22 protein-coding genes, 1 tRNA gene and 1 pseudogene are annotated in these 23,857 nt (G+C 64.9%); 10 read left to right on the forward strand and 14 right to left on the reverse strand.

Annotated elements, in window-relative coordinates:
- Nucleotides 1-8: 8 nt before the first annotated feature.
- From L593_RS12075 to L593_RS12085, 3 genes are all read left to right on the forward strand, one after another.
- Nucleotides 9-1,715 carry a GTPBP1 family GTP-binding protein gene (locus L593_RS12075; protein WP_020447253.1) on the forward strand — a complete coding sequence of 569 codons (1,707 nt, stop codon included), beginning with the start codon at nucleotides 9-11 and terminating at the stop codon, nucleotides 1,713-1,715.
- Nucleotides 1,712-2,518 carry an SDR family oxidoreductase gene (locus L593_RS12080; RefSeq protein ID WP_020447254.1) on the forward strand — a complete coding sequence of 269 codons (807 nt, stop codon included), beginning with the start codon at nucleotides 1,712-1,714 and terminating at the stop codon, nucleotides 2,516-2,518. The genes L593_RS12075 and L593_RS12080 overlap by 4 nt, the downstream gene beginning before the upstream one ends.
- 157 nt (nucleotides 2,519-2,675) lie before the next feature.
- On the forward strand, nucleotides 2,676-3,533 hold the full coding sequence (locus tag L593_RS12085; protein ID WP_020447255.1) for a hypothetical protein: 858 nt from the start codon (nucleotides 2,676-2,678) through the stop codon (nucleotides 3,531-3,533).
- 74 nt (nucleotides 3,534-3,607) lie between these two features.
- Here L593_RS12085 and L593_RS12090 read toward each other — a convergent pair whose 3' ends face one another.
- The 6 genes from L593_RS12090 to L593_RS12115 all read right to left on the reverse strand — a co-directional run bounded on the left by L593_RS12090 (nucleotide 3,608) and on the right by L593_RS12115 (nucleotide 11,033).
- Entirely contained in the window at nucleotides 3,608-4,150 is a 543-nt protein-coding gene (locus tag L593_RS12090; protein ID WP_020447256.1) for a hypothetical protein, read from the reverse strand.
- A gap of 62 nt (nucleotides 4,151-4,212) precedes the next feature.
- On the reverse strand, nucleotides 4,213-5,658 hold the full coding sequence (locus tag L593_RS12095) for an ABC transporter ATP-binding protein (protein ID WP_020447257.1): 1,446 nt from the start codon (nucleotides 5,656-5,658) through the stop codon (nucleotides 4,213-4,215).
- The gene (locus L593_RS12100; RefSeq protein ID WP_020447258.1) at nucleotides 5,651-7,021 is read right to left on the reverse strand and encodes an ABC transporter ATP-binding protein; all 1,371 of its coding nucleotides are present in this window, start codon (nucleotides 7,019-7,021) and stop codon (nucleotides 5,651-5,653) included. Before L593_RS12100 ends, L593_RS12095 begins: the two co-directional genes overlap by 8 nt.
- On the reverse strand, nucleotides 7,022-8,053 hold the full coding sequence (locus L593_RS12105) for an ABC transporter permease (RefSeq protein ID WP_020447259.1): 1,032 nt from the start codon (nucleotides 8,051-8,053) through the stop codon (nucleotides 7,022-7,024). It lies immediately after the preceding gene.
- A 4-nt stretch (nucleotides 8,054-8,057) separates the two neighbouring features.
- Nucleotides 8,058-9,014, reverse strand: coding sequence for an ABC transporter permease (locus tag L593_RS12110; protein WP_020447260.1), 957 nt, complete (start codon nucleotides 9,012-9,014; stop codon nucleotides 8,058-8,060).
- A gap of 66 nt (nucleotides 9,015-9,080) precedes the next feature.
- Complete coding sequence (locus L593_RS12115) at nucleotides 9,081-11,033, reverse strand: ABC transporter substrate-binding protein (protein ID WP_020447261.1); 1,953 nt, start codon at nucleotides 11,031-11,033, stop codon at nucleotides 9,081-9,083.
- 448 nt (nucleotides 11,034-11,481) lie between these two features.
- On the opposite strand from L593_RS12115, the gene L593_RS12120 reads away from it, so the two are divergent.
- Both L593_RS12120 and L593_RS12125 read left to right on the forward strand, forming a co-directional pair.
- Entirely contained in the window at nucleotides 11,482-12,060 is a 579-nt protein-coding gene (locus L593_RS12120; protein WP_020447262.1) for a magnesium transporter, read from the forward strand.
- Between the two features lie 7 nt (nucleotides 12,061-12,067).
- Nucleotides 12,068-12,649, forward strand: coding sequence for a magnesium transporter (locus L593_RS12125; protein ID WP_020447263.1), 582 nt, complete (start codon nucleotides 12,068-12,070; stop codon nucleotides 12,647-12,649).
- A gap of 42 nt (nucleotides 12,650-12,691) precedes the next feature.
- On the opposite strand, the gene L593_RS12130 is transcribed toward L593_RS12125, so the two are convergent.
- The 6 genes and pseudogenes from L593_RS12130 to L593_RS12155 form a co-directional block, all read right to left on the reverse strand.
- Entirely contained in the window at nucleotides 12,692-13,903 is a 1,212-nt protein-coding gene (locus L593_RS12130; protein WP_020447264.1) for a potassium channel family protein, read from the reverse strand.
- A gap of 69 nt (nucleotides 13,904-13,972) precedes the next feature.
- A pseudogene (locus tag L593_RS12135) lies at nucleotides 13,973-14,824 on the reverse strand (ABC transporter permease subunit).
- 42 nt (nucleotides 14,825-14,866) lie between these two features.
- Nucleotides 14,867-15,379: a hypothetical protein gene (locus L593_RS12140; RefSeq protein WP_020447267.1), complete on the reverse strand. Its 513-nt coding sequence runs from the start codon at nucleotides 15,377-15,379 to the stop codon at nucleotides 14,867-14,869.
- A 38-nt stretch (nucleotides 15,380-15,417) separates the two neighbouring features.
- A complete protein-coding gene (mch, locus tag L593_RS12145) occupies nucleotides 15,418-16,350 on the reverse strand; it encodes a methenyltetrahydromethanopterin cyclohydrolase (RefSeq protein WP_020447268.1) in 933 nt (310 codons plus the stop codon).
- A 136-nt stretch (nucleotides 16,351-16,486) separates the two neighbouring features.
- Nucleotides 16,487-17,437 carry a TIGR03560 family F420-dependent LLM class oxidoreductase gene (locus tag L593_RS12150; protein ID WP_020447269.1) on the reverse strand — a complete coding sequence of 317 codons (951 nt, stop codon included), beginning with the start codon at nucleotides 17,435-17,437 and terminating at the stop codon, nucleotides 16,487-16,489.
- A gap of 88 nt (nucleotides 17,438-17,525) precedes the next feature.
- On the reverse strand, nucleotides 17,526-17,840 hold the full coding sequence (locus tag L593_RS12155; RefSeq protein ID WP_049894479.1) for an MTH1187 family thiamine-binding protein: 315 nt from the start codon (nucleotides 17,838-17,840) through the stop codon (nucleotides 17,526-17,528).
- A 173-nt stretch (nucleotides 17,841-18,013) separates the two neighbouring features.
- Here L593_RS12155 and sod point away from each other — a divergent pair, with 173 nt between their 5' ends.
- Together sod and L593_RS12165 are read left to right on the forward strand one after the other, a co-directional pair.
- Complete coding sequence (gene sod / locus L593_RS12160; protein WP_020447271.1) at nucleotides 18,014-18,625, forward strand: superoxide dismutase; 612 nt, start codon at nucleotides 18,014-18,016, stop codon at nucleotides 18,623-18,625.
- Nucleotides 18,626-18,801: 176 nt separating this feature from the next.
- Nucleotides 18,802-19,092 carry a DUF5827 family protein gene (locus L593_RS12165; protein WP_020447272.1) on the forward strand — a complete coding sequence of 97 codons (291 nt, stop codon included), beginning with the start codon at nucleotides 18,802-18,804 and terminating at the stop codon, nucleotides 19,090-19,092.
- Between the two features lie 46 nt (nucleotides 19,093-19,138).
- Here the strand turns inward: L593_RS12165 and L593_RS12170 are convergent, their stop codons facing one another.
- Nucleotides 19,139-19,717, reverse strand: coding sequence for an MBL fold metallo-hydrolase (locus L593_RS12170; protein ID WP_020447273.1), 579 nt, complete (start codon nucleotides 19,715-19,717; stop codon nucleotides 19,139-19,141).
- A 201-nt stretch (nucleotides 19,718-19,918) separates the two neighbouring features.
- Between L593_RS12170 and L593_RS12175 the strand changes: the two genes are divergently transcribed.
- The 3 genes from L593_RS12175 (at nucleotide 19,919) to L593_RS15690 (ending at nucleotide 22,215) form a co-directional block, all read left to right on the forward strand.
- Nucleotides 19,919-21,187, forward strand: coding sequence for a hypothetical protein (locus L593_RS12175; protein ID WP_020447274.1), 1,269 nt, complete (start codon nucleotides 19,919-19,921; stop codon nucleotides 21,185-21,187).
- A 78-nt stretch (nucleotides 21,188-21,265) separates the two neighbouring features.
- Nucleotides 21,266-21,340: transfer RNA gene (locus L593_RS12180), tRNA-Glu, on the forward strand.
- 305 nt (nucleotides 21,341-21,645) lie between these two features.
- Entirely contained in the window at nucleotides 21,646-22,215 is a 570-nt protein-coding gene (locus tag L593_RS15690) for a hypothetical protein (RefSeq protein ID WP_144060758.1), read from the forward strand.
- Nucleotides 22,216-22,332: 117 nt separating this feature from the next.
- On the opposite strand, the gene L593_RS12190 is transcribed toward L593_RS15690, so the two are convergent.
- Nucleotides 22,333-23,766 (reverse strand): hypothetical protein, encoded by a 1,434-nt coding sequence (locus L593_RS12190; protein ID WP_049894122.1) that lies wholly within the window; start codon nucleotides 23,764-23,766, stop codon nucleotides 22,333-22,335.
- Between the last annotated feature and the right edge of the window lie 91 nt (nucleotides 23,767-23,857).

The following is a 23,857-nucleotide window of genomic DNA, read 5'->3' on the forward strand; positions in this document are numbered from 1 at the left end:
TGGATCACATGAGCCCGCCGCGGGCCGCGCTCGAGCAGGCGCTCGATCGCGGCGAACGCGAAGGGGGCAGCGTGGAGTTCAAGGAGCGCCTCTCGAAGGACACCCACCTCTCGGAGGGGCGCAGGGAGAGCCTGGCGGCACAACTCCGCCACCGGGTGCTCTCCGGCGACGGCGAGGCGACCTACGTCCTCGGCGTCACTGATGACGGCGGCATCGCCGGCGTCGCCCCCGACGTCTTCTCCGAGACGATGGACGTCCTCAGCCTGCTCGCCGAGGAGGCCGAGTGCCACATCGACGAGGTCCAGACCTGGGGCGTCCCCGTCGAAGAGACTAGCCCCGAACTCGACGGATCGATGGACGCTGCGGAGGTGCCGGATCCCCGCCGCGGTCACGTCAGCTCCGGGGACGTCGACGCGGATCGCGGCCTCGTGGGGCTCGCAACGGTCCGCGAGGGCGCGATTCTCGAGACGGACGACGAGCACATCGTCGTCGGCACCGCCGGCCACGTCGACCACGGCAAGTCCACGCTCGTCGGCACGCTGCTGACCGGGCAGGCCGACGACGGCGAGGGCGGCACTCGCTCCTACCTCGACGTCCAGCCCCACGAGGTCGAGCGCGGCCTCTCCGCGGACCTCTCCTACGGCGTCTACGGCTTCGACGACGACGGCCCGGTGCGGATGGACAACCCCGATCGAAAGACGGACCGGGCGCGGATCGTCGAGGAGGCCGACCGGCTCGTCTCCTTCGTCGACACCGTCGGCCACGAGCCCTGGCTGCGGACGACGATCCGCGGCCTCGTCGGCCAGAAGCTCGACTACGGGCTGTTGACGGTTGCGGCCGACGACGGCCCGACCCGGACGACCCGCGAGCACCTCGGCGTCCTGCTCGCGACGGACCTCCCGACGATGGTCGCGATCACGAAGACCGACCTCGTCTCCGAGGAGCGCCTCGAGGAGGCCGAACGGGAGATCGAGCGCCTCCTGCGCGACGCCGACCGCACGCCGCTGCTCGTACGGCGACACGGCGTCGAGGCCGCGATCGAGGAGATCGACGAGACCGTCGTCCCGATCGTCGGCACGAGCGCGGTGACGATGGAGGGCATCACCGTCCTCGACGAACTGTTCGAGCACCTCCCGAAGACCGGCGGCGGTGCGGCCGCCGACCCCTTCCGGATGTACGTGGACCGGACCTACTCGGTCACGGGCGTCGGTGCGGTCGCGTCGGGAACGATCACCTCCGGCACCGTCGAGTCCGGCGACGAACTCTTGCTGGGGCCGATGCCCGACGGTTCCTTCCGTGAAGTCGAGGTCCGTTCGATCGAGATGCACTACCACCGCGTCGACAGGGCCCGGGCGGGCCGGATCGTCGGCATCGCGCTCAAGGGCGTCGAGGAGCGGGAGATCGACCGCGGGATGGCGCTCCTGCCTCGCGACGCCGAGCCGACGCCGACCCGCGAGTTCGAAGCCGAGGTGATGGTGCTCAACCACCCGACGCGCATCGACGCCGGCTACGAGCCCGTGGTCCACCTCGAGACCCTGAGCGAGGCGGCGGCGATCTACCCGGAGGACGGCCCGCTCCTGCCCGGTGACACCGGTCGCGCCCGCCTCCGCTTCAAGTTCCAGCCGTACCTCGTCCAGGAAGGCCAGCGCTTCGTCTTCCGCGAGGGAAGTAGCAAGGGCGTGGGGACGGTCCTGGATGCGGCACCAGAGGAGTGACGCGAACGCTCCTGACCGGCGCGACCGGGACCCTCGGCTCGGAGCTACTGCCGCGACTCCGCGAGGCCGGCCACGACGTGATCGCTGCGAGTCGGTCACCCCCGACCGATTCCGGTGGGGACGATCCGATTGGCCGCGGTAGCGATTCCGAACTCGAGTGGGTCGAACTCGACCTGGGCACGGGCGAGGGGATCGAGGGGGCAGTGGCAGCCGCGGACGTGATCGTCCACGCGGCGAGCAACGCGACGGGCGATTCCGAGGCGGTCGACGCTCGGGGAACCGGGCGGCTGGTCGCTGCAGCCGAGGCGGCGGACGTCTCCCACCTCGTCTACCCCTCGATCGTGGGCGTCGACGAGATGACCTCCTTCAGCTACTACGAACACAAACTCGCCGCCGAGCAGGCGATCCGTGAGGGCGACGTCCCCTGGACGATCGTCCGTGCGACGCAGTTTCACGAGTTCGTCGACGAACTGCTCGGCATGGTCGCACGGCTCCCGATCTGGCCGTGGGTCACGCGATTTCGGGTCCAGCCCATCGCCGCTGCCGAGGTCGCGGTCGCGATTTCCGAGCACGCCGACGAGGATCCGGTCGGCTACGCCGCGGAACTTGGCGGTTCTGAGGTCCGAACCGGCCGCGAACTCGCAGAGGCGTACCGCTCGGCCCGCGGGTACAGGCGGCCGATCGTCCGCCTGCCGCTCCCGGGAAAGACAGCCGCTGCGTTCCGGGCCGGCGCTGCGACGACCCCCGACCGCGCGGTGGGGAAGCAGCCCTGGGAAGCGTGGCTCGCCGAGCGGTACGACTGAGCCCGATTCGGCCGGTCACAGCACGGGCAGATTCCGGAAGCCGCGGGCGTTTTTTGGTGCTCCGGTGCCAGCATCGCGTATGTCCAGCGAGTCCTCGGTATTTGCCGGTCTCCGACGCCCCGAGTACACCGGTTCGAACCGATGCCTCCCATGTACAGTGGTCAACCTCGTGCTGGCGGGTGCAGCGAGCCTGCTCGCCGCGGTGATTGCGCCCCCGCTGGCGGCGGCGGTGTTCGCGGTGTCAGTGCTCGTGATTTACTTCCGTGGCTACCTCGTCCCAGGGACGCCAGAGTTGACGAAGCGGTACCTGCCCGATTCAGTGCTCGCTCGGTTCGATCACGCCGAGAGTCACCCCGCCGAGAGCGGAGGAACTGGGGTGCGTGGGGACGAAACGGGGACTGGTGCCGGCGCCGACGACGCCTCCGACGGCGACGAACCGGAGTTTGAGGCCATACAGAAGCTCGAGGAACAGAGGGCCAACGAGGTAGATCCGGAGACGTTCCTGCAGGACAACGGCGTCATCGAGCCAGGGCCGTCCGATGACCCCGTCTTGACCGATGCGTTCACCGAACGAGTCGCTCGTCACCTCGAAGGGCTCGCCGTCGACGACCTCGACGACGGGCTCGCGACGTTGTTCGAGGTCGAACCAGCCGAGCTCGAACACGTCGATCGAGACTATCCGGCGATCAAAATCGACGCCCGCATCCGGCAGTGGCCGTCCGAGGCGGCGTTGCTCGCGGACGTTGCCGCTCACGAAGCACTTCTCGCGAGCGACGCCGACTGGCTCGACGTTCCGCTGGAACAGCGACTGAACCTCCTCGAATCGCTCCGGTCCTTCCGCCAAGCGTGCCCGGCGTGTGGCGGTTCGGTCGTGGGTAACGAGTCGGTCGTCCAGTCGTGTTGCCGATCGTTCGATGTCGTGACCATGGCGTGTGAGGATTGCGAGGCGCGGATCCTGGAGCTCCCGGCCCACGCCGCGGACGGGATCGATACGCCCGGCGGCACGCTCCGCTAGCGGCCCGGTCGGTGCATGAGGTAGTAGGTGTCACTGCAACGGACGCCCGCGAACGTCACAGCAAAGACGCCCCATCAGTCTTCGTCTATCCGGATAGTCGTCGTTGCCTCGAGGCCGACGTCTGCTGGATTTGCGACGTTCACCGCGACGCTGATGGCGTGCTCGCCGGCAGCCGCCGGCTCCCACTCCCTCCTGGCGATACGGAACGAACCGGACCAGTGTCGCGTGAACTCCTTTGCCTCGCCTCGATCGAAGTGGTAGCCGCGACGTTCGTCCGGGACGGTCGTTCGCTGGACGTGGGAGGCTTCGGGGTGGCCGTCGACGGCCCACGTCCACGGAAGGGGCGATTCGATCGGCAGTGTGATCGGGATCGGTAACTCGTTGCGCATCCGGATGGTGAACGGGACGCGCTGTCCCTGCTCGAAGGTGCGATCGGGGGTCGAGACGTCGACCGAAACAGCCCGATAACGCAGCCAGTAGGGGACGAAGAGCTTGCTCAAGAAGCCGCTCGGTACCGACCGCATCGCCTGTGGCCTGGCCTCCCGGTTGCGCTCACGCGGAGCGTGCGTCTCCGCGTCGTCCCGATGGAGCGCGCTCGAGTCGTAGATCCGTCGCATCTGTCTCTGCGTTGGCGTGTGAGTCGCTAAAGCGTTCCGAGTGAAGTGTACTCGTCCGCGGCCTAATCGTCCGCCGTCGCGTCGCCCGGACTCTGGCCCTCCCAGACCGGCCGCGTTCCCTCGTGGGTGTCGTCGTAACGGAGACACGCGATCTGGTGGGTGCCGCCGACGTGGATCTGCTCGGGAGTGGTCGTCTCGCAGGGTGAGGGGAGTTCCTCGTCGATGTGCTCGCTCGCGCCCCGAACGTCGCCCTCGTGGAGCGCACCGATCGTGTCCGAGAGGACGGATTCCGCGCGGCTGTCGGCGAGCGTCGCCGGCAGTTCGAACTCGTCGCGAACGAGCGTGTCGAGTTCGGCGCGCGACGCGGTCTCCGGATCGACGTGTCCCTCGGCCGTGATCTCGGAGGAGGTATCGACGGCGGACGTCTCCTCGGCGCCCTCGATTGCCGTGACCGATTCGAGGCCTTCGGCTTCCCGGAGCCGGACCTTGAAGTCCATCAGCGACCGCCAGTCCGCCTGTTCCAGGTCCACGCTCTCGGGCTGGATCACCCGCGGACACCGGGAGTGGAACCGGCAGCCGCTGGGTGGGTTGATCGGCGACGGCACGGTCCCGGGCAGGAGGATGCGATCGCCCTCCCAGCCAGGGTCGGGCTCGGGAATCGCCGAGAGAAGCGCTTCGGCGTAGGGGTGGTACGGTGGTTCGAAGATCTCCTCGGTCGTTCCGACCTCCGCGAACTCGCCGAGGTACATCACCGCGATGCGGTCGGAGATGTGCTCGACGACGCTGAGGTCGTGGGCGATGAAGACGTAGGAGAGCCCGAACTCCTCCTGGAGGTCCTCGAGCAGGTTCAGGATCTGCGCCTGTACGCTGACGTCCAGAGCGCTCACCGGCTCGTCACAGACGATGATCTCCGGGTCGACCGCCAGCGCTCGCGCGATCCCGATGCGCTGGCGCTGCCCACCGGAGAACTCGTGTGGATACCGGTTGACGTGGCTCGGGTTGAGCCCGACGGTGTCCAGGAGCACCTTGATCCGGTCGTTGCGCTCCTGGCCGCTCGCGATGTCGTGGATGTCCAGCGGCTCACCGATGATGTCTCCGACGGTGAGTCGTGGGTTCAGACTCGAGAACGGATCCTGGAAAATGTACTGCAGGTCCGTCCGGAGGCTCCGGAGCTTCCGGCTCGACAGATCCATCAGGTCGATCTCCTCTCGCTCGGTCGATCGCGTGCCGTCGCCAGCCGTCGCGTCGTCGACGCGCTGGCGGTAGGTCACGGATCCGTCGGTTGGTTCGAGCAAGCGGAGCAGCGTCCGTCCGAGCGTCGTCTTCCCACAGCCACTCTCGCCGACGACGCCGAGCGTTTCGCCCTCGTAGAGTTCGAGGTCGACGCCGTCGACGGCCTTGACCATCTGCGACCGACCGAGGAGGTCGTCGATGAATCCCTCGCTCGTGTCGAAGTGCTTGGTGAGATTCTCCGCGCGGAGGATCGGCTCCTCGTTCGCTCTAGACATCGCTATCACCTCCCTGTGCGTCGACCGCGGCCTGGTTCTCCAGGTCGACGTCGGCGTCCTCGACCTTCACCTCGTAGTCGAGACCGCCCTCGAGGTCGCCGGTGTACTCGAGACACGCCGCGCCACGGTCGGCCATCTCGTCGACCTCCTCGCCAGTCGAGGGGTCGACGAGTGCTGGTTCCTTCCTGGTACAGGCCTCTTCTGCGAACGGACAGCGCGGGTGGAAGCTACACCCGGGCGGCAACTCGACGAGGTCCGGCATCGTGCCGGGAATCGTCTGGAGCCGCTCGCTCTGGTCGCCGACCCGCGGGATCGAACTCATCAGTCCGACCGTGTAGGGGTGTTTGGGATCGTAGTAGAGCTCTTCGACGGACGCCTTCTCGACGGGCTTGCCGCCGTACATCACCATCACGCGATCGCAGATCTCTGCGATGACGCCCAGGTCGTGCGTGATGAACTGGACGGCGGTGTCGAACTCCGCAGCAAGATCCTGAATCTGTTCGAGGATCTGTGCCTCGATGGTTACGTCTAGCGCAGTCGTCGGCTCGTCGGCGATCAAGAGGTCGGGGTCACAGGACAGCGCCATCGCGATGACTGCGCGCTGTTGCATTCCGCCGGAGAACTCGTGTGGGTAGTCCGAGTATCGCGCCTCTGCGTCGGGGATCCCGACCTCGTCGAGGAGCTGGATCGCTCGCTCCTTCGCCTCTGACTCGGAGTAATCGAGGTGGTGACGGATCGGCTCCGCGACCTGCTCGCCGACGGGGTAGACCGGATTGAGCGCCGTCTGGGCGTCCTGGAAGATCATCGCGATCTCGCGACCGCGGATCGACCGGACCGCCGGTTCGGGCGCACGCATCAACTCCACGTAGCTGTCGCTGCCGTCGTGGACGATGAAGTCGTGCTCGTCGATGAGTCCGAGGTCGACGGCGTGGCCCCGCTCCAGAACGTCGTGGAAGTCGTACTCGCTCGCCGGGACATCCGTCGGCGACATTCCCTCGTGGGCGTCGTTCCCCGTCAGGTCAGCGCCGTCTGCCCCGGTCTGGGCGAGATCCCGCACGACCTCCGACAGGTCGTACTCTGTGCGGAGTTCGTCGACGTCGATGACGCGCTCGGGATACTCGCCTTCGAGCCGTTCGGTCGTGTCGGGATTGTCGAAGCGGATCGAGCCACCGACGATGCGGCCTGGATCGTCGATAAGCTGCATCAGCGAGAGGGAGCTGACGGACTTGCCCGCTCCGCTCTCTCCGACGACGCCGAACGTTTCGCCGCGTTCGACGTGGTAGGAGAGTTCGTCGACGGCGGTGACGACGCCCTCCTCGGTGTAGAACTCGACCGTCAGGTCGGAGATCTCGAGCAGTGCCATCTATCCACCACCTCCCTGGCCGACGGTGCTGACTTCCTGGGCATCGAGTGCGTCGTTGATCCCGTCGCCGATCATGTTCATCGCCATGACGAACAGGAAGATTGCGCCGCCGGGATAGACCGTGGCCCACCACGGAATAGAGCCGCCGGGGCCCTGGATCAGCGTCTGGCGAGTCGAGTCGAGCATCGTTCCCCACTCTGGCGTTCCGGGTGGGAAGCCCAGTCCGAGGAACCCGAGCGCGGCGACGCCGATCACGACGGTTCCGATCGACAGCGACGCCTGGACGATCAGGGGTGCGATCGCGTTCGGAACGATGTGCCTGAAGATGACGGAGGCGTCGCGTGCACCGAGCGCCTTGGCTGCGGTGACGTACTCCTCCTGTTTGACCTTGAGAATCTCTCCCCGGATGAGACGGGCGTAACTGGCCCACCCGAACGCCGAGAAGGCCAGGACGAGTTCCCAGTATCCCTTCCCGAGCATCGTCACGATGACGAGTGCGAGTACGAGTCCGGGGAACGCGAAGATCGTGTCGACGAACCGCATGAGGAGTTCGTCTACCCATCCTCCGTAGTACCCGGCAATCGCGCCGTAGATCAGCCCGATCGTGCCAGTGATCGCGACGACGATGAAGCCAATGGAGATGCTGTATCGTGCACCAACCATCACGCGCGAGAGCATGTCGCGCCCGTTCTGGTCGGTTCCCATCGGATACTCGAAGTTGGGCTGCTGGTAGATGCTCACGTCGGGATTGGTCAGGTAGAGGATCTTGTCCGGCCGGTGTGGCGCCAGGTGGAACGGCTGGACCGTCACGCCGAACACCTTCACCGGCATCGAGAAGAACGCAATCGCTGCCATGAGAGCGACGATCAGCAGTCCGAGCATCGCGGAGCGATTCCGACGGAATCGTCGCCACGCGCGCCACCATCGACTCTTCGTTTCAGAGCTGGATTCGTCGGTCCAGTCCGACAGTGCTTCCCGTTCAGTCACGCGCTCCGGATCGAACCCGGAAATCGTGATGCGTCCACGTTCCATATCTCTAGTCGTATCTGATCCGCGGGTCGAGGATGGCGTACACGATGTCTGCGATGAGGTTCATGACGATGATCACGAACCCAACGAAGAGGGTGATCGCCATGATGAGATTGACCTCACGGTCCAACGCAGCCTCTACGAGTTCTCTCCCGAGGCCCGGCCAGTTGAATACCTGTTCGACGACGACGGACCCCGCGAGGATGTTGGCCGTCAGGAACGCCGCTACGGTCGCGACGGAGATCAGCGAGTTTCGAAGGACGTGCTTCAGAATCACTGTCCGCTCCGGGAGCCCCTTGGCTCGTGCGGCCGTGACGTACTCCTTGTTCAACTCCTCGGACATCGAGGACCGCATGATGCGCATCAGTACGGCTGACGACGCCGTTCCGATCGTGAGCCCGGGCAGGACGAGGTACCAGAGCATTTTCGGGTGGTAGAGTGGCTCCCGAGGTGCAAGCACAGGCCACCAGCCCAGCCACAGGGCGCCGATCAGGATCAGCATGAGCCCGAGCCAGAAGTTCGGAATGGAGATCCCGAAGAGTGCGACGAACCGGCTGACGTCGTCAGCGAGCTCGTCCTTCTTCACCGCAGCGTAGATCCCCGTCGGGATCGCGATGATCAGACCGAAGGCCCAGCCGAAGAGGCCGAGGGCAGCGGTCGGTGGGATCCGTTCGACGACCAGGTCCGACACGTCGCGGTTGGTCTGGTAGACTCGTCCGAAGTCGCCCTGGAGCGCGTTAATCATCCAGTCGAAGTACCGCTCGTAGACCGGATCGTTGAGGCCGTAGCGCTCGCGAAGTGCGGCCTCTTGGGCCGGACTTATGTTCGGATTCAGGCTCGTCATCAGGTCGACCGGATCACCGGGGGTCAGGTAGACGAGGGCGAACGTAATGACGGAGACTCCCCAGAGTATCGGGATGGTCAGTAGCAGTCGCTTCAGTACGAACCGACGTAGCCCACTCATGTGGCGTATGAGAGCTGCATTGTGGCGATGAAAACGATCGGTAGCTATGGGGGTGTCGCTTTCAGCTCACCGGTCGATGTACGTGATCTGTTCGTCTGCTGGCGTGTACAGAGCGTAGGGAACGACGCTCTGCGTGCTCGGGTAGGTGTTGAAGCCGTAGATGCCCTCGGTCGGGTGGACGCCGACGGTCGCACCGTGGGTTCCGTAGGAGTTGGCGTTGAGTTCCAGGACACGCTCCCAGACTTCCTCGTACCGCTCCTGTCGGACCTCCTCGTCCTGGACGGCCTCCATTCCGTACCGAGCCTCCTGGAGCAGGCTGTTGAGGTCGTCGTCGTCGATGTTCTGGAAGTTACAGCACTGGAGGTAGTTGTCGGGATGGTGGACGGCCTTCGCGTAGCCGTGCGGACTGAAGCCACCGGAGAGGCCGACGACGGCAATGTTCCCCTCTTCCGCGTAGGACGGCTGGTAGAACGCGCCGATCATCGTGATGAGGTCGGCGTACGTGTCCAGGCTCGCGTTGAAGTGATCCGACTGGTTCAGCGCCTCGACGACGACCTCACACATCGCAACGCGGTTGTCGTCGTTCGCGTTCGTGTTGATCGTGACCTCGATGGGCGTCTCCCAGCCGTTCTCCTCGACGGCTTCCTCGACGAGACTGGCCGCTTCCTCCTGATCGTACTCGTTGTAGCTCTTGAGGTCCTCCACCATCCCGTCGTAGTCGGTCGTCCCCATGCCGGCTGCGAGCGGGGGCATCGGCACCCACGCAGGGAGCTCCCAGCCGTTGAAGATGTTGTCCGAGATCTGCTGTCGGGGGATCAGGTGGTTGATCGCCCGGCGGACGCGCGCGTCCGTGAAGGGTTCGACGGTGACGGGGAACTGGAAGAAGTTGAAGCCGGCGCCCTTGGTGTACGCCGTCCGGTAGTTCTCGGAGTTGTCGAACTCGGTGAGGTTCGACGTGTTGAGTCCGAACGTCAGGTCGACCTCGCCGTTTCGTAGTGCGGCGGTCCGTGACGCGGGATCGGGCACGATGCTGATGTCGACTTCGTCGACGACAGGACCGTTGGGGAAGTCGTCGGGCCCCTCGAACCAGTCCTTCTTGTCCGTGTCGAACCAGTAGTTCTCGTTCTTCGTCGCGCGGAAGTACTGGTCGGGCTCGAACTCCTCGAACACGAACGGACCAGTCCCCATCGGCTCGTTGCCCTGGCGTGGGTCGTGTGCCTGCGGTGGAAGGTCCGTGACCTCGGTTGGCCAGATCGAAATGATGATCGTGTTGCGGAGGAACCCGGCGTCCGGCTCCTGGGTGTAGAAGTCGACGGCGTAGTCACCGTCGGCCTGCACGTCCAGCAGCGCGTCGTAGACCTGCCCGGAGAGGGCCGAACCCTGGGTGCGCTCGTAGGAGGCGACGACGTTGTCGGCCGTCATCTCTTCGCCGTTGTGGAACTCGACGCCCTCCTCCAGTTCGAAGCGGTATCGCATCCCGTACGTACCGTCCGCGACGGCGTCGGGCGCCTCGTTGACGGTCAGGAACATGTCCGTCCCGTCGCCCGTGTTGTCGGGATGCTCGACGACGATCTGCCCGTCTAGCTGCGGGGCACCCTCGTCGCCGTACTCTGCCTCGACCATGTAGGGTTCGTAGTCGGCCGCCCTGACGTCGTTCACTTCCTCCTGAGAGTACGAGGAGGCGAGCCAGGGATACATCGTGCCGTCTGCACCCGTAGTGATGAGGCCCTCGTAAAGCACTCCCTGCATGTTGGTCGCGTAGGCGGAGCTGCTGTACGGTTCGTCGAACGTGTCGACGCCGCCGGGAATGGCAGTGCTAAACGTTCCGCCCTCGACGATGTCTTCGGGGTCGACGGTAACGCGGTCACGGACGGGATTCACGCCGTCGCCGCCACCGCCACCGCCGCCATCACCGCTTCCGAAACAGCCTGCGATACTCGTTACGCCCAGGGCGCCGAGCCCCTGGAGAATCCGTCGTCGGTTAGTTAAGTCCTGCACGCGGTTGGCTTTCTGCGCCATACCCGAGTGTTGGTCAAACAGTGCATAAATGCAATGGTTATTCATTGCTTTATCATTGGTGAAATATACCCGGGCGGGGTGTATAAGCAGAGGCTTTCTAGCGTACAAACAGAACGGACGTTGTGCGACGTTGTGCTTTGATGCATACTACTGGGAGGATCTCCGAGCTCGTTGGATCCCCCAATTTCGGGGAATAGAGGCCTACAGACGGCTATAGTATGGAATAGCGGAATCGGTATTAACGACCGTTTATTGCCTCCTGTTCACAGGGAACACAGGCGTGGTTCGTTCGGAAAGGGTATATGCGATGTTTCGGCCCGAGCCAGGTGCGCGCGAGCCAGTTCGTTTCGAGAGTGCCGATCAACGCTCGCGTCATTTCTTCGGAATCACCTCGCCCGCGCTGGGCGAGCCACCTGGTTTTACTGTGGCAGGCCATCTGTCGAGAGACATGGACGCTCGCGGGTCGGTCTGGACAATCTACCGCGAGTCGTTGCCAGTGCTGCTTGCTAGCCTCGCCGGCGGTATCTTCGCCGGCTTCGTGCTCGGGACGCCAGCGATGGTCGAGGGGTTCGAGTCCTACCCCGGCCTGCTGCTCGCGTTGCCGGCCTTCCTCGCCACGCGCGGAAACGTCTACGGGGCGCTCGGAGCACGAATCGCGAGCGGGCTCCACCAGGGGATCGTCGAACCCAGGCTACTGTGGCAGCGGCGCCTCGTGAACGCGGTCGCAGCCGCCGTGATCAACGGGCTCACGATGTCGGCGTTCATCGCTCTCGCGTCGTGGACGATACTCTCCGTGCAGCCTGGCCGATCGCCGGCACCGCTGTTCGAACTCGTCGGCGTGCTCGTGCTCGCCGCCCTCGCCACCGCGACCGTGCTGATCGTGGGGCTCCTCGCGCTGGTCTTCGCAGGCTACCGGCGCGGGGTGGACCCCGACAACCTCATCGGGCCGATCGTGACGACCCTTGGTGATGTCTTCGGCGTCGTCTTTCTCCTCGTTTCGATGACCGCCGTCGGGGTGGTGACCTGATGGGGGTGTGCCCGTGAGCGACCCGTCGCCGAATCGCGTCGACACCTGGTCGGTCGGACACATCGTCCGGACGATGGCCCCACTCCTCCTCGTCCTCTCCGTGCTGGAACTCGGATCGGGACTGGTCCTCGAGTCGCTCCAATCGACGTACCTCGGCAATCCGACGCTGCTCGTGCTCGTCCCGGTGATGATCGGGATGGGCGGGAACCTCGGCGCGATCATGGCAGCACGGCTCTCCACGCAGCTCCACCTCGGTACGATCTCGTTCGACCCCCGCGAGCCACAGCTCCGTGCGGGAATCCTCGCCATCATGGGGCTCGCCGCGACGGTGTTCACCGTCCTCGCGATCGTCGCCTACGGGCTCGGACACCTCCTCGGGTCGCCGATGGCGCTGTCGGATCTGTTGACGATCTCGCTCGTCTCCGGTCTCTCGCTGGCGGCGATCGCGGTCAGCCTCGGTATCGCCGCCACGTACGTTTCCTATCGACGTGGGTACGACCCGGACGACGTGACGGTGCCTGTGGTGACCAACGTCTGTGACATCCTGGGCGTCCTGATCCTCTCTGTGGTTGCGATCGTGGTACTCTAGGCCGGCACGTGACGGGGAAGAAGGAATTGCCTGCCCCGACGTTCACTCGGCCCTTGCGAGCGTCTTGAACGAGTCGGCCGCCGTCCGCGTCCCTTTCGCGATCAACACGTCGCCGGCCTGGAGGACCTCGTGGGACTGGCCGACGAGCACCCAGCCGACTTCCGGTCGCCGGATCGCGATAACCGTCGTGCTCGGACCGACCGCGGGCACGCCTTCCCTGAGTTCCTCGCCAGCCAGCGCACTCCCCGCCTCGACCTCGATGCGGGTGAGCACCTCGTCGCTCTCGCGGACGGCCAGTTCCACGACCGGATGGACGTCGATGTCGCGAAGGACGCCCTCGCTGATCTCGAGTGCGGCGTCGCTGATCGTCTCCGTGGCGAACCCGAGTCGGATGAGCCCTCGCAGGGTAACTGGATCCTCGGCCTCGGCGGCAGCGCCCAGCGTCCACGCCTCGAAGCGTGACTGGAGGGCGTCCACCTCGACCTCGAGGTTTCGCACCTCCTCGGCGAGCGCAGCGTCGTCGAACAGCACCGAGCCGTAGGCCAGGTCGACGGCGAGTTCGGAGAGGTTCTTCATGTGGACGATCGAGTCGACCGCCCGATCGAGGTCGTCGATCGCGGGTTCGGGTTCGGCGTGGGACTCGTAGCCCTCGTCGGCGATCGTCTCGTAGACGTCGTCGATGGCGTGGTCCGGGCCCCTGATCAAGGCGACGTCGTCGGCAGCCAGTCCGGTGTTCGGCCCCGGGTTCAGGAACCAGTCCTCGCCGCGGCGGATCCCGATCACGCGGACGCCGGTCTCGCTCTCGAGGTCGATCTCGCCGAGCGTGCGACTTGCGTAGGGCGAGTCGGACGTGACCGTCGCGCGCTCGAGGGGTTCGAAGGCCTCCGGAAGCGCTGCGCGCATCGCGTCCGGGAGTCCCATGTCTCCGAGAACGATCTTCGCGACGTCGCCCGCCGCGTCGCTGATCTTCTCCGCGCCACCGACCACGCCGAGCACGGGCGCCAGGACCTCGGTCTCGCTGGGGTTTCGCGCCGCCATCATGATGCTCATCCGCGCGCGGATCTCGAGCACGTCCATCTGCTCTTCGAGTCGCAACACCTCCTCGGCGATGGCGTCGCTGTTGTGGAGCACCGCGGAGTACGCGAGGTCGATCAGTAGCTCCGAGGTGTCCTTCATCTCCACGAGGACGTCCTTGACGCTCACGGGCTCGTACTCGACGGGCTCGGAGCGGGGATCGTCCCCATCGAGGGTCATACTCGGAGGAACTCGGGCCGCTGGCAAAAGGATTGCTACGGGTACTGCTCGCACGTTCTCCTGGTCGTCTCAGAGGTCCGCACGTCGAAATCGAGCCGTCCCGACGGCGAGTGGGATCACGATCCAGGCGAGGAGCACGAGGAGGCCGACCCAGTGCTGGAGGAGGGCGGCGTCGGACTCCGGCAGCGTCGTGATGGCCGCGTATTCGGGAACGAGGCCGCGGGCTGCCAGGGTGAATGCGTTCGCCGGGTTCAGGATCCCGACGAACTGGATCCAGGTCGGCAGCCCGTTCTCCGGCACCTCTCCACCGACCGTCGCGTACTGCAGGCCGACGAGCACGACGTTTCAGAACGCGAGAAAGATCGCGTAGAGGACGATGGCGCCGAACAGCGCCCGGCTACGGGAGCGGGCGAACGCAGAGAAGCCGACGGCGATCGAGACGTAGGTCGTGCCGTAGCAGATCGTGAGGAGCGTGTACGCCAGAAAGGCCGCTGCGTCGAAGGTTGCGTAGAAGCCGAGTGCGATCAGTCCGACGACGCCGTAACCGACGAGGATCGCCGTCGAGACGACGGCCGTCCGACCGAGGACGGTCCCGAGCACGACGCTGCCCCGACCGACGGGCAAGCCGAGCACGAGTTTGATACTGCCCCGCTCGACGGCGCCGACGATCGCACCGTAGCCGAGCGCGATCCCGATCGCAGGTACGAGCAGCACCGTGGGCTGGCGCATCCTGTTGAGCATCGCGAGCGTACTGGTCGGGACGTGGCTGTCCCGAAACATGATCGGCACCCACTGGATCGCAGCCAGGCCGCCGGCGAAGCAGACGAACAGGACCGAGAGTACGAGCAGGGCGTAGGACCTGATCGAGCGTTCGAACTCCGTGACGACGATGCCGGCGACGCGTCTCGTGGCGGTCCGCATCGGTGGAGGGCCTCCACCGAGGCGCTACGCCCAACCGAAGTTTCAACCTCCCGATGCGCTCAGTCGATAGCCGTCGTCGACGGCCGTTGCGATCTCCAGTGCCGTCGCCCACGCGAGCAACCGTTCGGTGTGATCGTTCCACTCCTCGTGCCACGTGTCGCTCCGCCGGCGTTCCCACTCGGGGACGGTCGATTCGATCGCCTCGAAGACCTCCCCGGCGGTCTGGGGCTCCTCCTGGGCTTCGAGGGCGTCGATCGTTGCCCCCACTCCGACGACGTTGGCCCGAAATCGAGTCGCGAGCGCGTCGGTGTCGACGTCGTCACGCACGCGGCTGTATCCCGCGTCGCTTCGCTCGGCGAGGCCGAGCGCGCGCAGAAAGCCGATCCACTCCGTCGCGACGTCGCGCTCCTCGATCCACGCCACCCGATCGACCAGTCGCCCACAGCAGTCGTCCTGGCTCCGGGGGACCAGCGGGAGCGCGTCGCGGACGGTCCGCAGCGCCTCCGCTGCGGGCACGTTCTCGGGCGGTGCGGGGGGAACGGTCTTGAAGCGCATCGGTGGCTCTGCTCGAATCGGGGCGGTGGTCCTCGAGGTTACAGTTCGAAACTCTCGACGAGCAGGTCCTCGTCCCGTTCGCCGAGGGCGTACGTCGGCCCGCCGACGACGTCGACGGTGACCTGCGCGGGCGCGAACACGTCCGCTGGGAGGTCGTAGAAGTCCCAGTCCGCGGCTTCGAAGATCTCGTAGAACGGCTGGCCGTACTCCTCGCCGGCGGTGGAGGGGAGTTCTTCGAAGCGATCGAAGTCCTCCTCGACGACGAGGTGGACCTGCCCGCCGTAGGCGAGCGCGTCGTTCGTCCGTGCGAGTGCGGTCTCCTCGTCGCCGGCGATCGGGGCGACAGGTGCGGCGCCGCTGACGGAGACGAGTTTCGTCGGATCGTATCCCAGTTCGGCGAGTCGGAAGGCCGCCAGCTCCGGAGCGCGGGCCGCGACGGTCACGCTCCCCACGAGGCTGGCCGTCGGGTACGTCGGGAGGAAGACCGCGCCAGGCTCGACGTCCGCGAGATCAGCGACGTGCTCGGCGACGGCCTCCGTGGGGAGTTCGTCGCTCTCGAGGGCGAGCACGGCGAACTCGAAGACGTCGGTGTACCCCAGGCGGTCGAAGATCGTCTCCTCGGCAACGAGCGCGCGTGCGGGACCGCTGCCCAGGGCCTCGTAGTCGTCGACGGATACCTCCCAGCCCGTCTTCTGGGCCCCCAGCAGCGCGAGTCCGGGCTGGTCGCTCGTCAGTTCGACGTGGGGGATCGGCGCGCCACCGACCTCGTCGACGTGGGACTGGACCGTCGCGAGCCCGGCCGATTGAATCTCCGCGAGCAGCAGGCCTGCCTCGATGCCGCCCGAGAACTCGACGCCGAAGTCCAGCACCGTCGCCTCGTTGTCGAGTTCGTGGGCGCCGATGTCCAGCTCCCCTGCGAACTCGAGTGCCTCGTCGACGAGTTCGAGGGCCGTCCGATTGAGACTCTCCATACTCGTGGCTGGGCCGGTGATCGAATAAAGGGTTGCGTGTGTGTGTGTACGAGCCGTCGCCGCGGCAGCCGACGATATCGGCCCCTCGCCGCGGCAGCCGACGATCTCTGTCCCGCGACGGTACGACAGTTCCCGTTCAGAACTGCGGCGCGACCTCGTCGATGAACCGGACCGTCGTCTCGCGCTCGTTCTTGGGCACCTGGATCTGGAAGCTGTCGATGCCAAGATCCTGGTAGGTCTCGACGCCTTCCGCGACCTCTTCGGGCGTGCCGACGAGTCCGCGGAACTCGTCGCGGTCGGCCGGGCCGGCCTTCGACGCTTCGAGGTGGTCCTCGTAGGCCTCGTGGGCCTCCTCGGTCGTGTCCCGGATCATCGTCGTGATCGTCGCGGTCTTGGTGATCTCGTCGTAATCCCGGCCGGCGTTTTCACAGTGCTCTTTGAGGACGCCGAGCTTGTGTTCGTAGGTCTCGGGGTCGGAACCGGGGATGTTCCACATGTCGGCGTACTCGGCGGTCACGCGCAGGGTGAGCTGTTCGCCGCCACCGCCGACGAGGATCGGTACGTCGTCGGGCTTGGGCTCCAGGATCAGGTCGTCGAGGTCGTGGTACTGGCCCTCGTAGTTGACCGGCGAGTCCTCGTCCCAGGCGGTCTGGCAGAGCTTGATGACGTCGCGAAGCTCGCGGATGCGCTTTGCCGGGTCCTCGAAGGGGACGCCGATCGCGTCGTACTCGTCCTCGTACCAGCCCGCACCGATGCCGAGGATCGCGCGACCTTCCGAGAGCTGGTCGAGCGAAGCGACGACCTTCGCGAGGTACGCCGGGTTGCGGTAGTGGATGCAGGTGACGAGCGCGCTGAGGTCGATGTCGTCGGTGGCGGTCGCGAGCGCGGAGAGCCCCGAGTAACACTCCACGAAGTCCTCGTCGAGGTGGCCGCTCCACTGGAGCTGCCAGAAGTGGTCCATCAGCGAGAACCAGGTAAAGCCGGCGTCTTCGACGAGTTGCGCGCGGTCGACGAGCGAGTCGACGAGCGATCGGCTCTCGGGATCGTCTGCGTACTCGAAGGACGCGTTGTGGTAGCCAAAGTCCATGCGCGGGGATCCAACGTCCAGTGACGTGAGTGTTAGTGCCGCGGTGATCCACGATGGGGTCTGCCAGGCAGCCCCGACCGATCGGATCCTACTCGCTGCCGGAACGAGCTTCCCGGCCGAGGTGCGCTTCGACGCGCTCGACCTTGTCCGCGGCGGAGCTCGTGGCCGTGCGCTTGTCGTCGATCTTCAGGAACGTGCTCACCCGGTCGGCGTCGACCGCGCGGTGGGCTGCCTCGACCGCGTCCATCAGTTCGCCGACGTCGTCGGTCTCGACGACGGTTCCCATCGGCGTGGTCTCGTACTCGACGTCGAAGGCTTCCAGCGCGTCGACGGCGTCGGCCACGTCGGCGGCCATGCTCCCTTCCCTCACCGGTGCGACCGAGAGGAATGCCACGACTGTCATGGCCGAATCGTCGTCGGCGACGGCCTTGTAGCCATCCCTCGAATGCGGTCGCACGCCCAGCCCAGTACCGGGTCCGCGGGAGTAACGGAGTCCTTCGACGGCGGCGTTTCGTTCGGGGCATCTAAACCTTTAACACCACTCCGAAAGACGTTAGATTTGGAGGCTACGTTTCCATGCCCGAACGATCCAACCCCGAACTGCCGCCACTGCCGTATGACTACGACGCGCTCGAACCACACATCTCCGAGCAGGTCGTCACCTGGCATCACGACACCCACCACCAGGGCTACGTGAACGGCCTCGACAGCGCCGAGGAGACCCTCACCGAGAACCGCTCGGAGGGTGACTTCGGTAGCTCCGCGGCCGCGATCCGCAACGTCACCCACAACGGCTGTGGCCACTACCTCCACACGCTGTTCTGGGAGAACATGGACCCCAACGGCGGCGGCGAACCCGACGGCGACCTCCGCGAGCGCATCGAGGAGGACTTCGGCTCTTACGAGGCCTGGAAGGGCGAGTTCGAGGCCGCGGCTTCCGCCGCCGGCGGCTGGGCCCTCCTCGTATACGATCCCGTCGCCAAGCAGCTGCGCAACCTCGTCGTCGACAAGCACGACCAGGGCGCGCTCTGGGGCTCCCACCCCGTCCTCGCCCTGGACGTCTGGGAGCACTCCTACTACCACGACTACGGTCCGGCCCGCGGCGACTTCGTCGACAACTTCTTCGAGGTCGTCGACTGGGACAACGTCGCGAGCCAGTACGACGACGCCGTCTCGCTGTTCGAGTAACGACCTCCCCGCCGGCTCGTGCGGTTCGATCCCACGACTTCTTTCCATTTCGACCCTCTTGGAGCCCGTCGTCTCAACCGAAGTGAGAATCGACAACAAGGTCGGATCGGATCCGCACGCCTCCGAGGTCGGTCCGGATCGGTCGGTTTACCGGGCACCTCGCCCTAGCCGTCGCCATGCCCGAACCGAAGTCGGCCTTCGACGGACTGTACCCCTGTGACTTCTACGAGCCCGCGGAGCTCCTCGAACCGGACCAGTGCTATACCGTCTACGAGATCGCACGACTGCTCCAGGACCTCGATCCGGACGCGGGGCTGGAGCCCGAGACCGAGGACGTCCTGCTGGACTGGGCGATTCCCTGGATCATGACGAACGCGGAGGACCTCGTCGTCGCGGATCCCCGGAGCGACGACGAGCCGGGGTACTACGGCCTCCGCCGGCCCGAGGATCTTCCAGAATCGAACTGAAACGTCTCCTTCGGCAGGACAGGCCTGCAGCAGGATTGAGCGGCGTTCAGCGCGCCCGCGCCGACCGGGCTGCAAGTTCGACGTGCTGGAATGCGTCCTCCGTGACGCTCGGGCCGTGACCGGTGTGGAGTTCGCGGAGATCCTCGTCGATGACGTCGAGGACGGACTCGATCGACTCCAGCAGCGTCCGACGATCGGCGCCGGGGAGGTCCGTCCGGCCGTAGCCGCCGTTCTGGAAGACGAGGTCGCCCGCGAAGAGCACGCCCGTCGCGTCTGCGTAGAAACAGCAGTGGTCCTCGGCGTGACCGGGCGTGTGGAGCACCTCGTACTCGTGGTCGCCGAGCTGGAGGACGTCGCCGTCTGCGAGCGGTTCGTCGACGGCGTCGTGGTTCGTATCGTATCCGTAGATAGGGACGTCGTACGCGTTCCGCAGGTCGGCAGCGTTGCCAATGTGGTCGGGATGCGTGTGGGTGAGCACCACCGCGTCGAGGTCGCCGCCGTGGGCATCGATCACCGACACAACGTCGAACCCGGCGCCCGTGTCGACGAGGACGCGCCGCTCCCCCTCCACGAGAAACGCGTTGCTCGTGAACGCCTGGACCTCGGCGGCGACGTTGCTGATCACGATCCTCGTTCGTCCCTGTGGGGTTTGTGTCTGCCGGTCTCCGTACCGATCCGGACGCCCGATCGACGGCCAGCGACGGGATTCGGTCGCTGAGCGCTCCTGGATCCCTGGTCGAATCGCCAGCCCCGGTCGGGGATCGTCGCTGGAGATATCGTCGTCGTCGCAAAGCCTATCAGCACCCCACATGACACTCTAGTCAGCATGGACCGGCCCGAGTGGATCCTGGTACTCGCGATCCTCTCGGTCGGACTGGTCGGCGCCACGGTGCCCGCTGCCGCCGGGATCGTCGACGCGGATTCCGGCGTCGGTGGCGCTGTCGAATCGATCGGTTCGACGCACACTGCGATCTCCCAGGAAGAGCAGGCTGTGGGCACCAGCACGCTCCTCGCCCCGCTGCGTTGGCTGCCACAACAGCGCGACCAGTTCCTCGCGACCGCCCAGCAGCAGTTCGAGCGATCGACGTTCCGGGTCCGGGTGCGAAGCGACGGCGACGCTCGCTGGGTGTTCCGCTACGAACGGCCGATCGAGACCGACGACGAGCGCTCCGCGTTCGAACGGTACGCCGATCGGTTTCGGACGGAAGAGACCGACCTCTATCGGGAGTTCCAGAACCGGTCCGCCTCCCTGACGGCTCACGCGAGCGAGTTGACCGGTCGGCCGATGACTGCGAGGAACGTCTCCCGCGACGCCGGGATCGCCCAGACGCCGACGCAGGAGGAGGGGTACGTCGAGTTGGCCTTCGAGTGGACGAACTTCGGTCGCGTGAGCGGCGAGGAGGTCGTCGTCGGCGACGTGTTCGAAGGCGGTCTCTATCTCGGCGAGACCCAATCGCTGATTTTCGTCGCTGGCGAGGGCGTCGAGTTCACCTCGGTCCATCCCGACGGTTCGCCATCGAACGCCACGCTTGCCGACAGTCGCTCGGTTACGTGGACCGGCGAGCACCAGTTCGCCGATCGGCATCCACGCGCCGTCTTCCAGATTCCCCAGCCCGTTGCCAGCGGGAGCGGCGACGACGGCGCCAGCATGCTGTGGCTCCTCGGCGGCGGCGTGATCGGGCTCTTGCTCGTCACGCTGCTCGCGATCACCCGGTACGGCGGCATCCCGCGACGCGAGGAATCGACCGCGTCGGCTGCAGCCGAGGCTCCGGCGACGCCCACCGAGGCCGACACCGTCGAGGAGGGCGCGGAGGACGCTGCCCCTTCGGCGACTGCCGATCCCGCAGCCGTCCCCGAGGAACCGATCTCCGACGACCGCCGGGTGCAGCAGCTCCTGGAGGACGGTGGCGGTCGGATGAAACAGACGGCGATCGTCGAGGAGACCGACTGGTCGAAGTCGAAGGTCAGCATGCTCCTCTCCGAGATGGAGGAGGATGGCCGCATCAAGAAGATCCAGGTCGGCCGCGAGAACATCATCGCGCTCGCCGGCCACGAACCGGAAGCAGCGAGTTCGCCGTTCGACGACGCCGAGTAGGCGTCGTACGTCACGCCGTGCCGCGGGCGGGTGGAAACGCAACTGTTAAACTGCACTCTCGGTTACCCGGAAGTGCACGCTCCGATGGTGTAGTCCGGCCAATCATATTGCCCTCTCACGGCAATGACCAGGGTTCGAATCCCTGTCGGAGCATCCTGCGACGAACGTACGTGAGGAGCGGATGCTCCAGAAGGGATTCGAAGCTCGCGAGTCGCAGCGACCGAGCGTCGCGAGGTCGACCGTCTCACCTCGGGTTCGAATCCCTGTCGGAGCACTCTCGTCCTTTCACTTTCGTGCGGTTTCGGTCGTCGTGGTCGACCATGATCGCGAAATCTTCGCAGCGAACTGACGAATCGATCACGACGCAGACTGGCGATTCTGGTGAAATATGGGCAAGCACTTTAGCACTCTGCTACCATTATGAACCATGACAGTAAATACACCCCAGCCGAGATCAAGTGAAGGCGCAGTTACGGCGCATCCGCCGGAAACGTCATTCCTCTAATCGGAGTTCCAACAATGAACATGGAAGCGGGTCAGCTAGTAACACTCAGGATCTCAAGGAAATAGCAGATGAGCTAGATGAGTCTGAGTCTACGCATCATCAGCGGGAGAAAGTCAGAACGGAGCTTGGCCGGGATGAGGATGACGGCGAAGCCGATTCACGCAACGAACTCTTCGTCGCCCACCACGTCCACGCAGTCAGCGACGACGGCGCCGCGTTCGTGCAAGCAAATCAGGATCGCCTTGCCGACATCATCGCCGAGAACGAGATGACTCTCCGCACGTTCTGGAACAGACTCAACCACCCCAATCGAGATATCCAGAAGTACACTGGCCCCGACGACGTGAAAGACGTACTACAGAACAAGCACGGCTCGGATTACTGGAAGCGTCTCTACTTCGGCTGGGAAGTCGACACCGACCAGAACGCTAATACGATCGTCGAAGACACTGTCGAGAAGCTGACCGACTTAGATCGGCTGTTCCACGACCCGGCAGACGGATTAGACGAGATGCCGGTCTAACTCACTCACGGGAGCGTTTCTCCTTGTCACATTTCGGCTGATCGACCGAAGCGGTGTCGACGTGATCTCCGTGCTATCCTCCTTTGTGTCTACGCCGAAGATGTGTACTATAGTATTTCACTCGCGATAGGACGCCGGGAGTTCGTCGTTCGAGGGTTCGCCGTTGTCTTCGTACATCCAGATCACATTGTGGACGTCCAACATCGAAACGGATTGATCTCCACCGAGCTCTTCGACGGCACTCTGGATTTCATCGCGGAACGTTCGCAGCGCGTTCACTACCGACCGGTACTGACGCGGACGAAAACCGGACTCGTAGTCATCTAACGTAGTCTTCGCTTCAACGAACTCGGCTGTCTTCGATGGTGGGAGTCCGATTTGCTCATCGGGTTCACAGACCATCATGAGCGACGTCGCCATCCGTTCGATCGACCCGGGGCTACGCCCCTCTTCTTCCTTGATGTGGATCGTATGTTCGCGGAAGAGTCGAAGCCGTGTGACGTCTGGTTTCGAACTGTCGAAGAACTCTGAGAGAACGGCGCTGGCCTCTTCTGGATTCGAAGTAAAGTATTCCTCTACATCGTTCCAGACGTACTGCCCCCACTGCCCGCCCATGAGGTACTCGATCACCGATGCATTGAGATTCGTCGCTTCTCGGTCGGTCAAAGCCTTGAATAACGGCTCAATCTCCTCTGCTTCGAGATCATCGAGCGTAAACTCGTCACGAATCGTTTCCTCGACGTAGTCACAGTATTCGCGTTTCCAGTTTTCCCAGTACCCGCCGAAGAACCCGGACACGTCGGGCTCGTCGTACGCATCGTTAACCTTCCCATGGGCGTACGCATACGCCAACGGCCCGATGTCGACCAGTTCAACTGGGTCAGGCCGCCCTCTGTCCATTGCAGAGCCACCGTACAGTCCCCGGTAAAACTCGCTGTACGGGCCCTTCAGCTGTGCTGAGAGATCACCACTATCTAACGTCGCAAAAGCATGGAAGAGCTGTTCCATCTCCGCTCGGACGGATGCTTCATGCTCTGTTCCCTTCGTCGCGTGCCCAACAACGTCGAAATACGTCTCTCGAAACGCCTCCAACACGTCCATCCGTTCGGCGAAATCACCACTGCACTCCACTCCGAACCACCGTAGCGCTTCACAGGCTTCTCGTGTCAGAATCCCTGGTTCATCTGTATTACTACGGGAGTAGAGTTCCCAGAGCGCCCATTTCCACGTCAGCGTGTCCTCCCAGGCAGCATCGTACTCAGAGGCAGCCGCGAGCGTTTCCAAGAATGACGCGAAGTCCTGATAGTCTTCAAACCCCGCCAGCAGGATTGCCTGGCCTGGATTGTCCGCTGAATCGACCGCGTCGGCACTCCAGAACTCCTCAAGTGTTTCCTCACACGGGTTTTCGAGAAATGCTTCCAGGCGATTCTGGAATACCTGCTGCCGGTTGGGGGTGAACGAGTAGCCTGGCCCCGCTGGTTCTTCCGCAATCATCTCTCCCCACGCACGGAGCATCCCCTCTCCGCGAGGCCGAAGCACGGCAGTCGACATGACTTGCCCATCAAACCCGTCTATCAAAAACTCTCTTGCCGATGTCTTCCAAGATTAACTGTTTGGATACCACCTTCACCACTCAGCATCA

The sequence above is a fragment of the Salinarchaeum sp. Harcht-Bsk1 genome, assembly GCF_000403645.1.
Lineage (GTDB): Archaea > Halobacteriota > Halobacteria > Halobacteriales > Salinarchaeaceae > Salinarchaeum.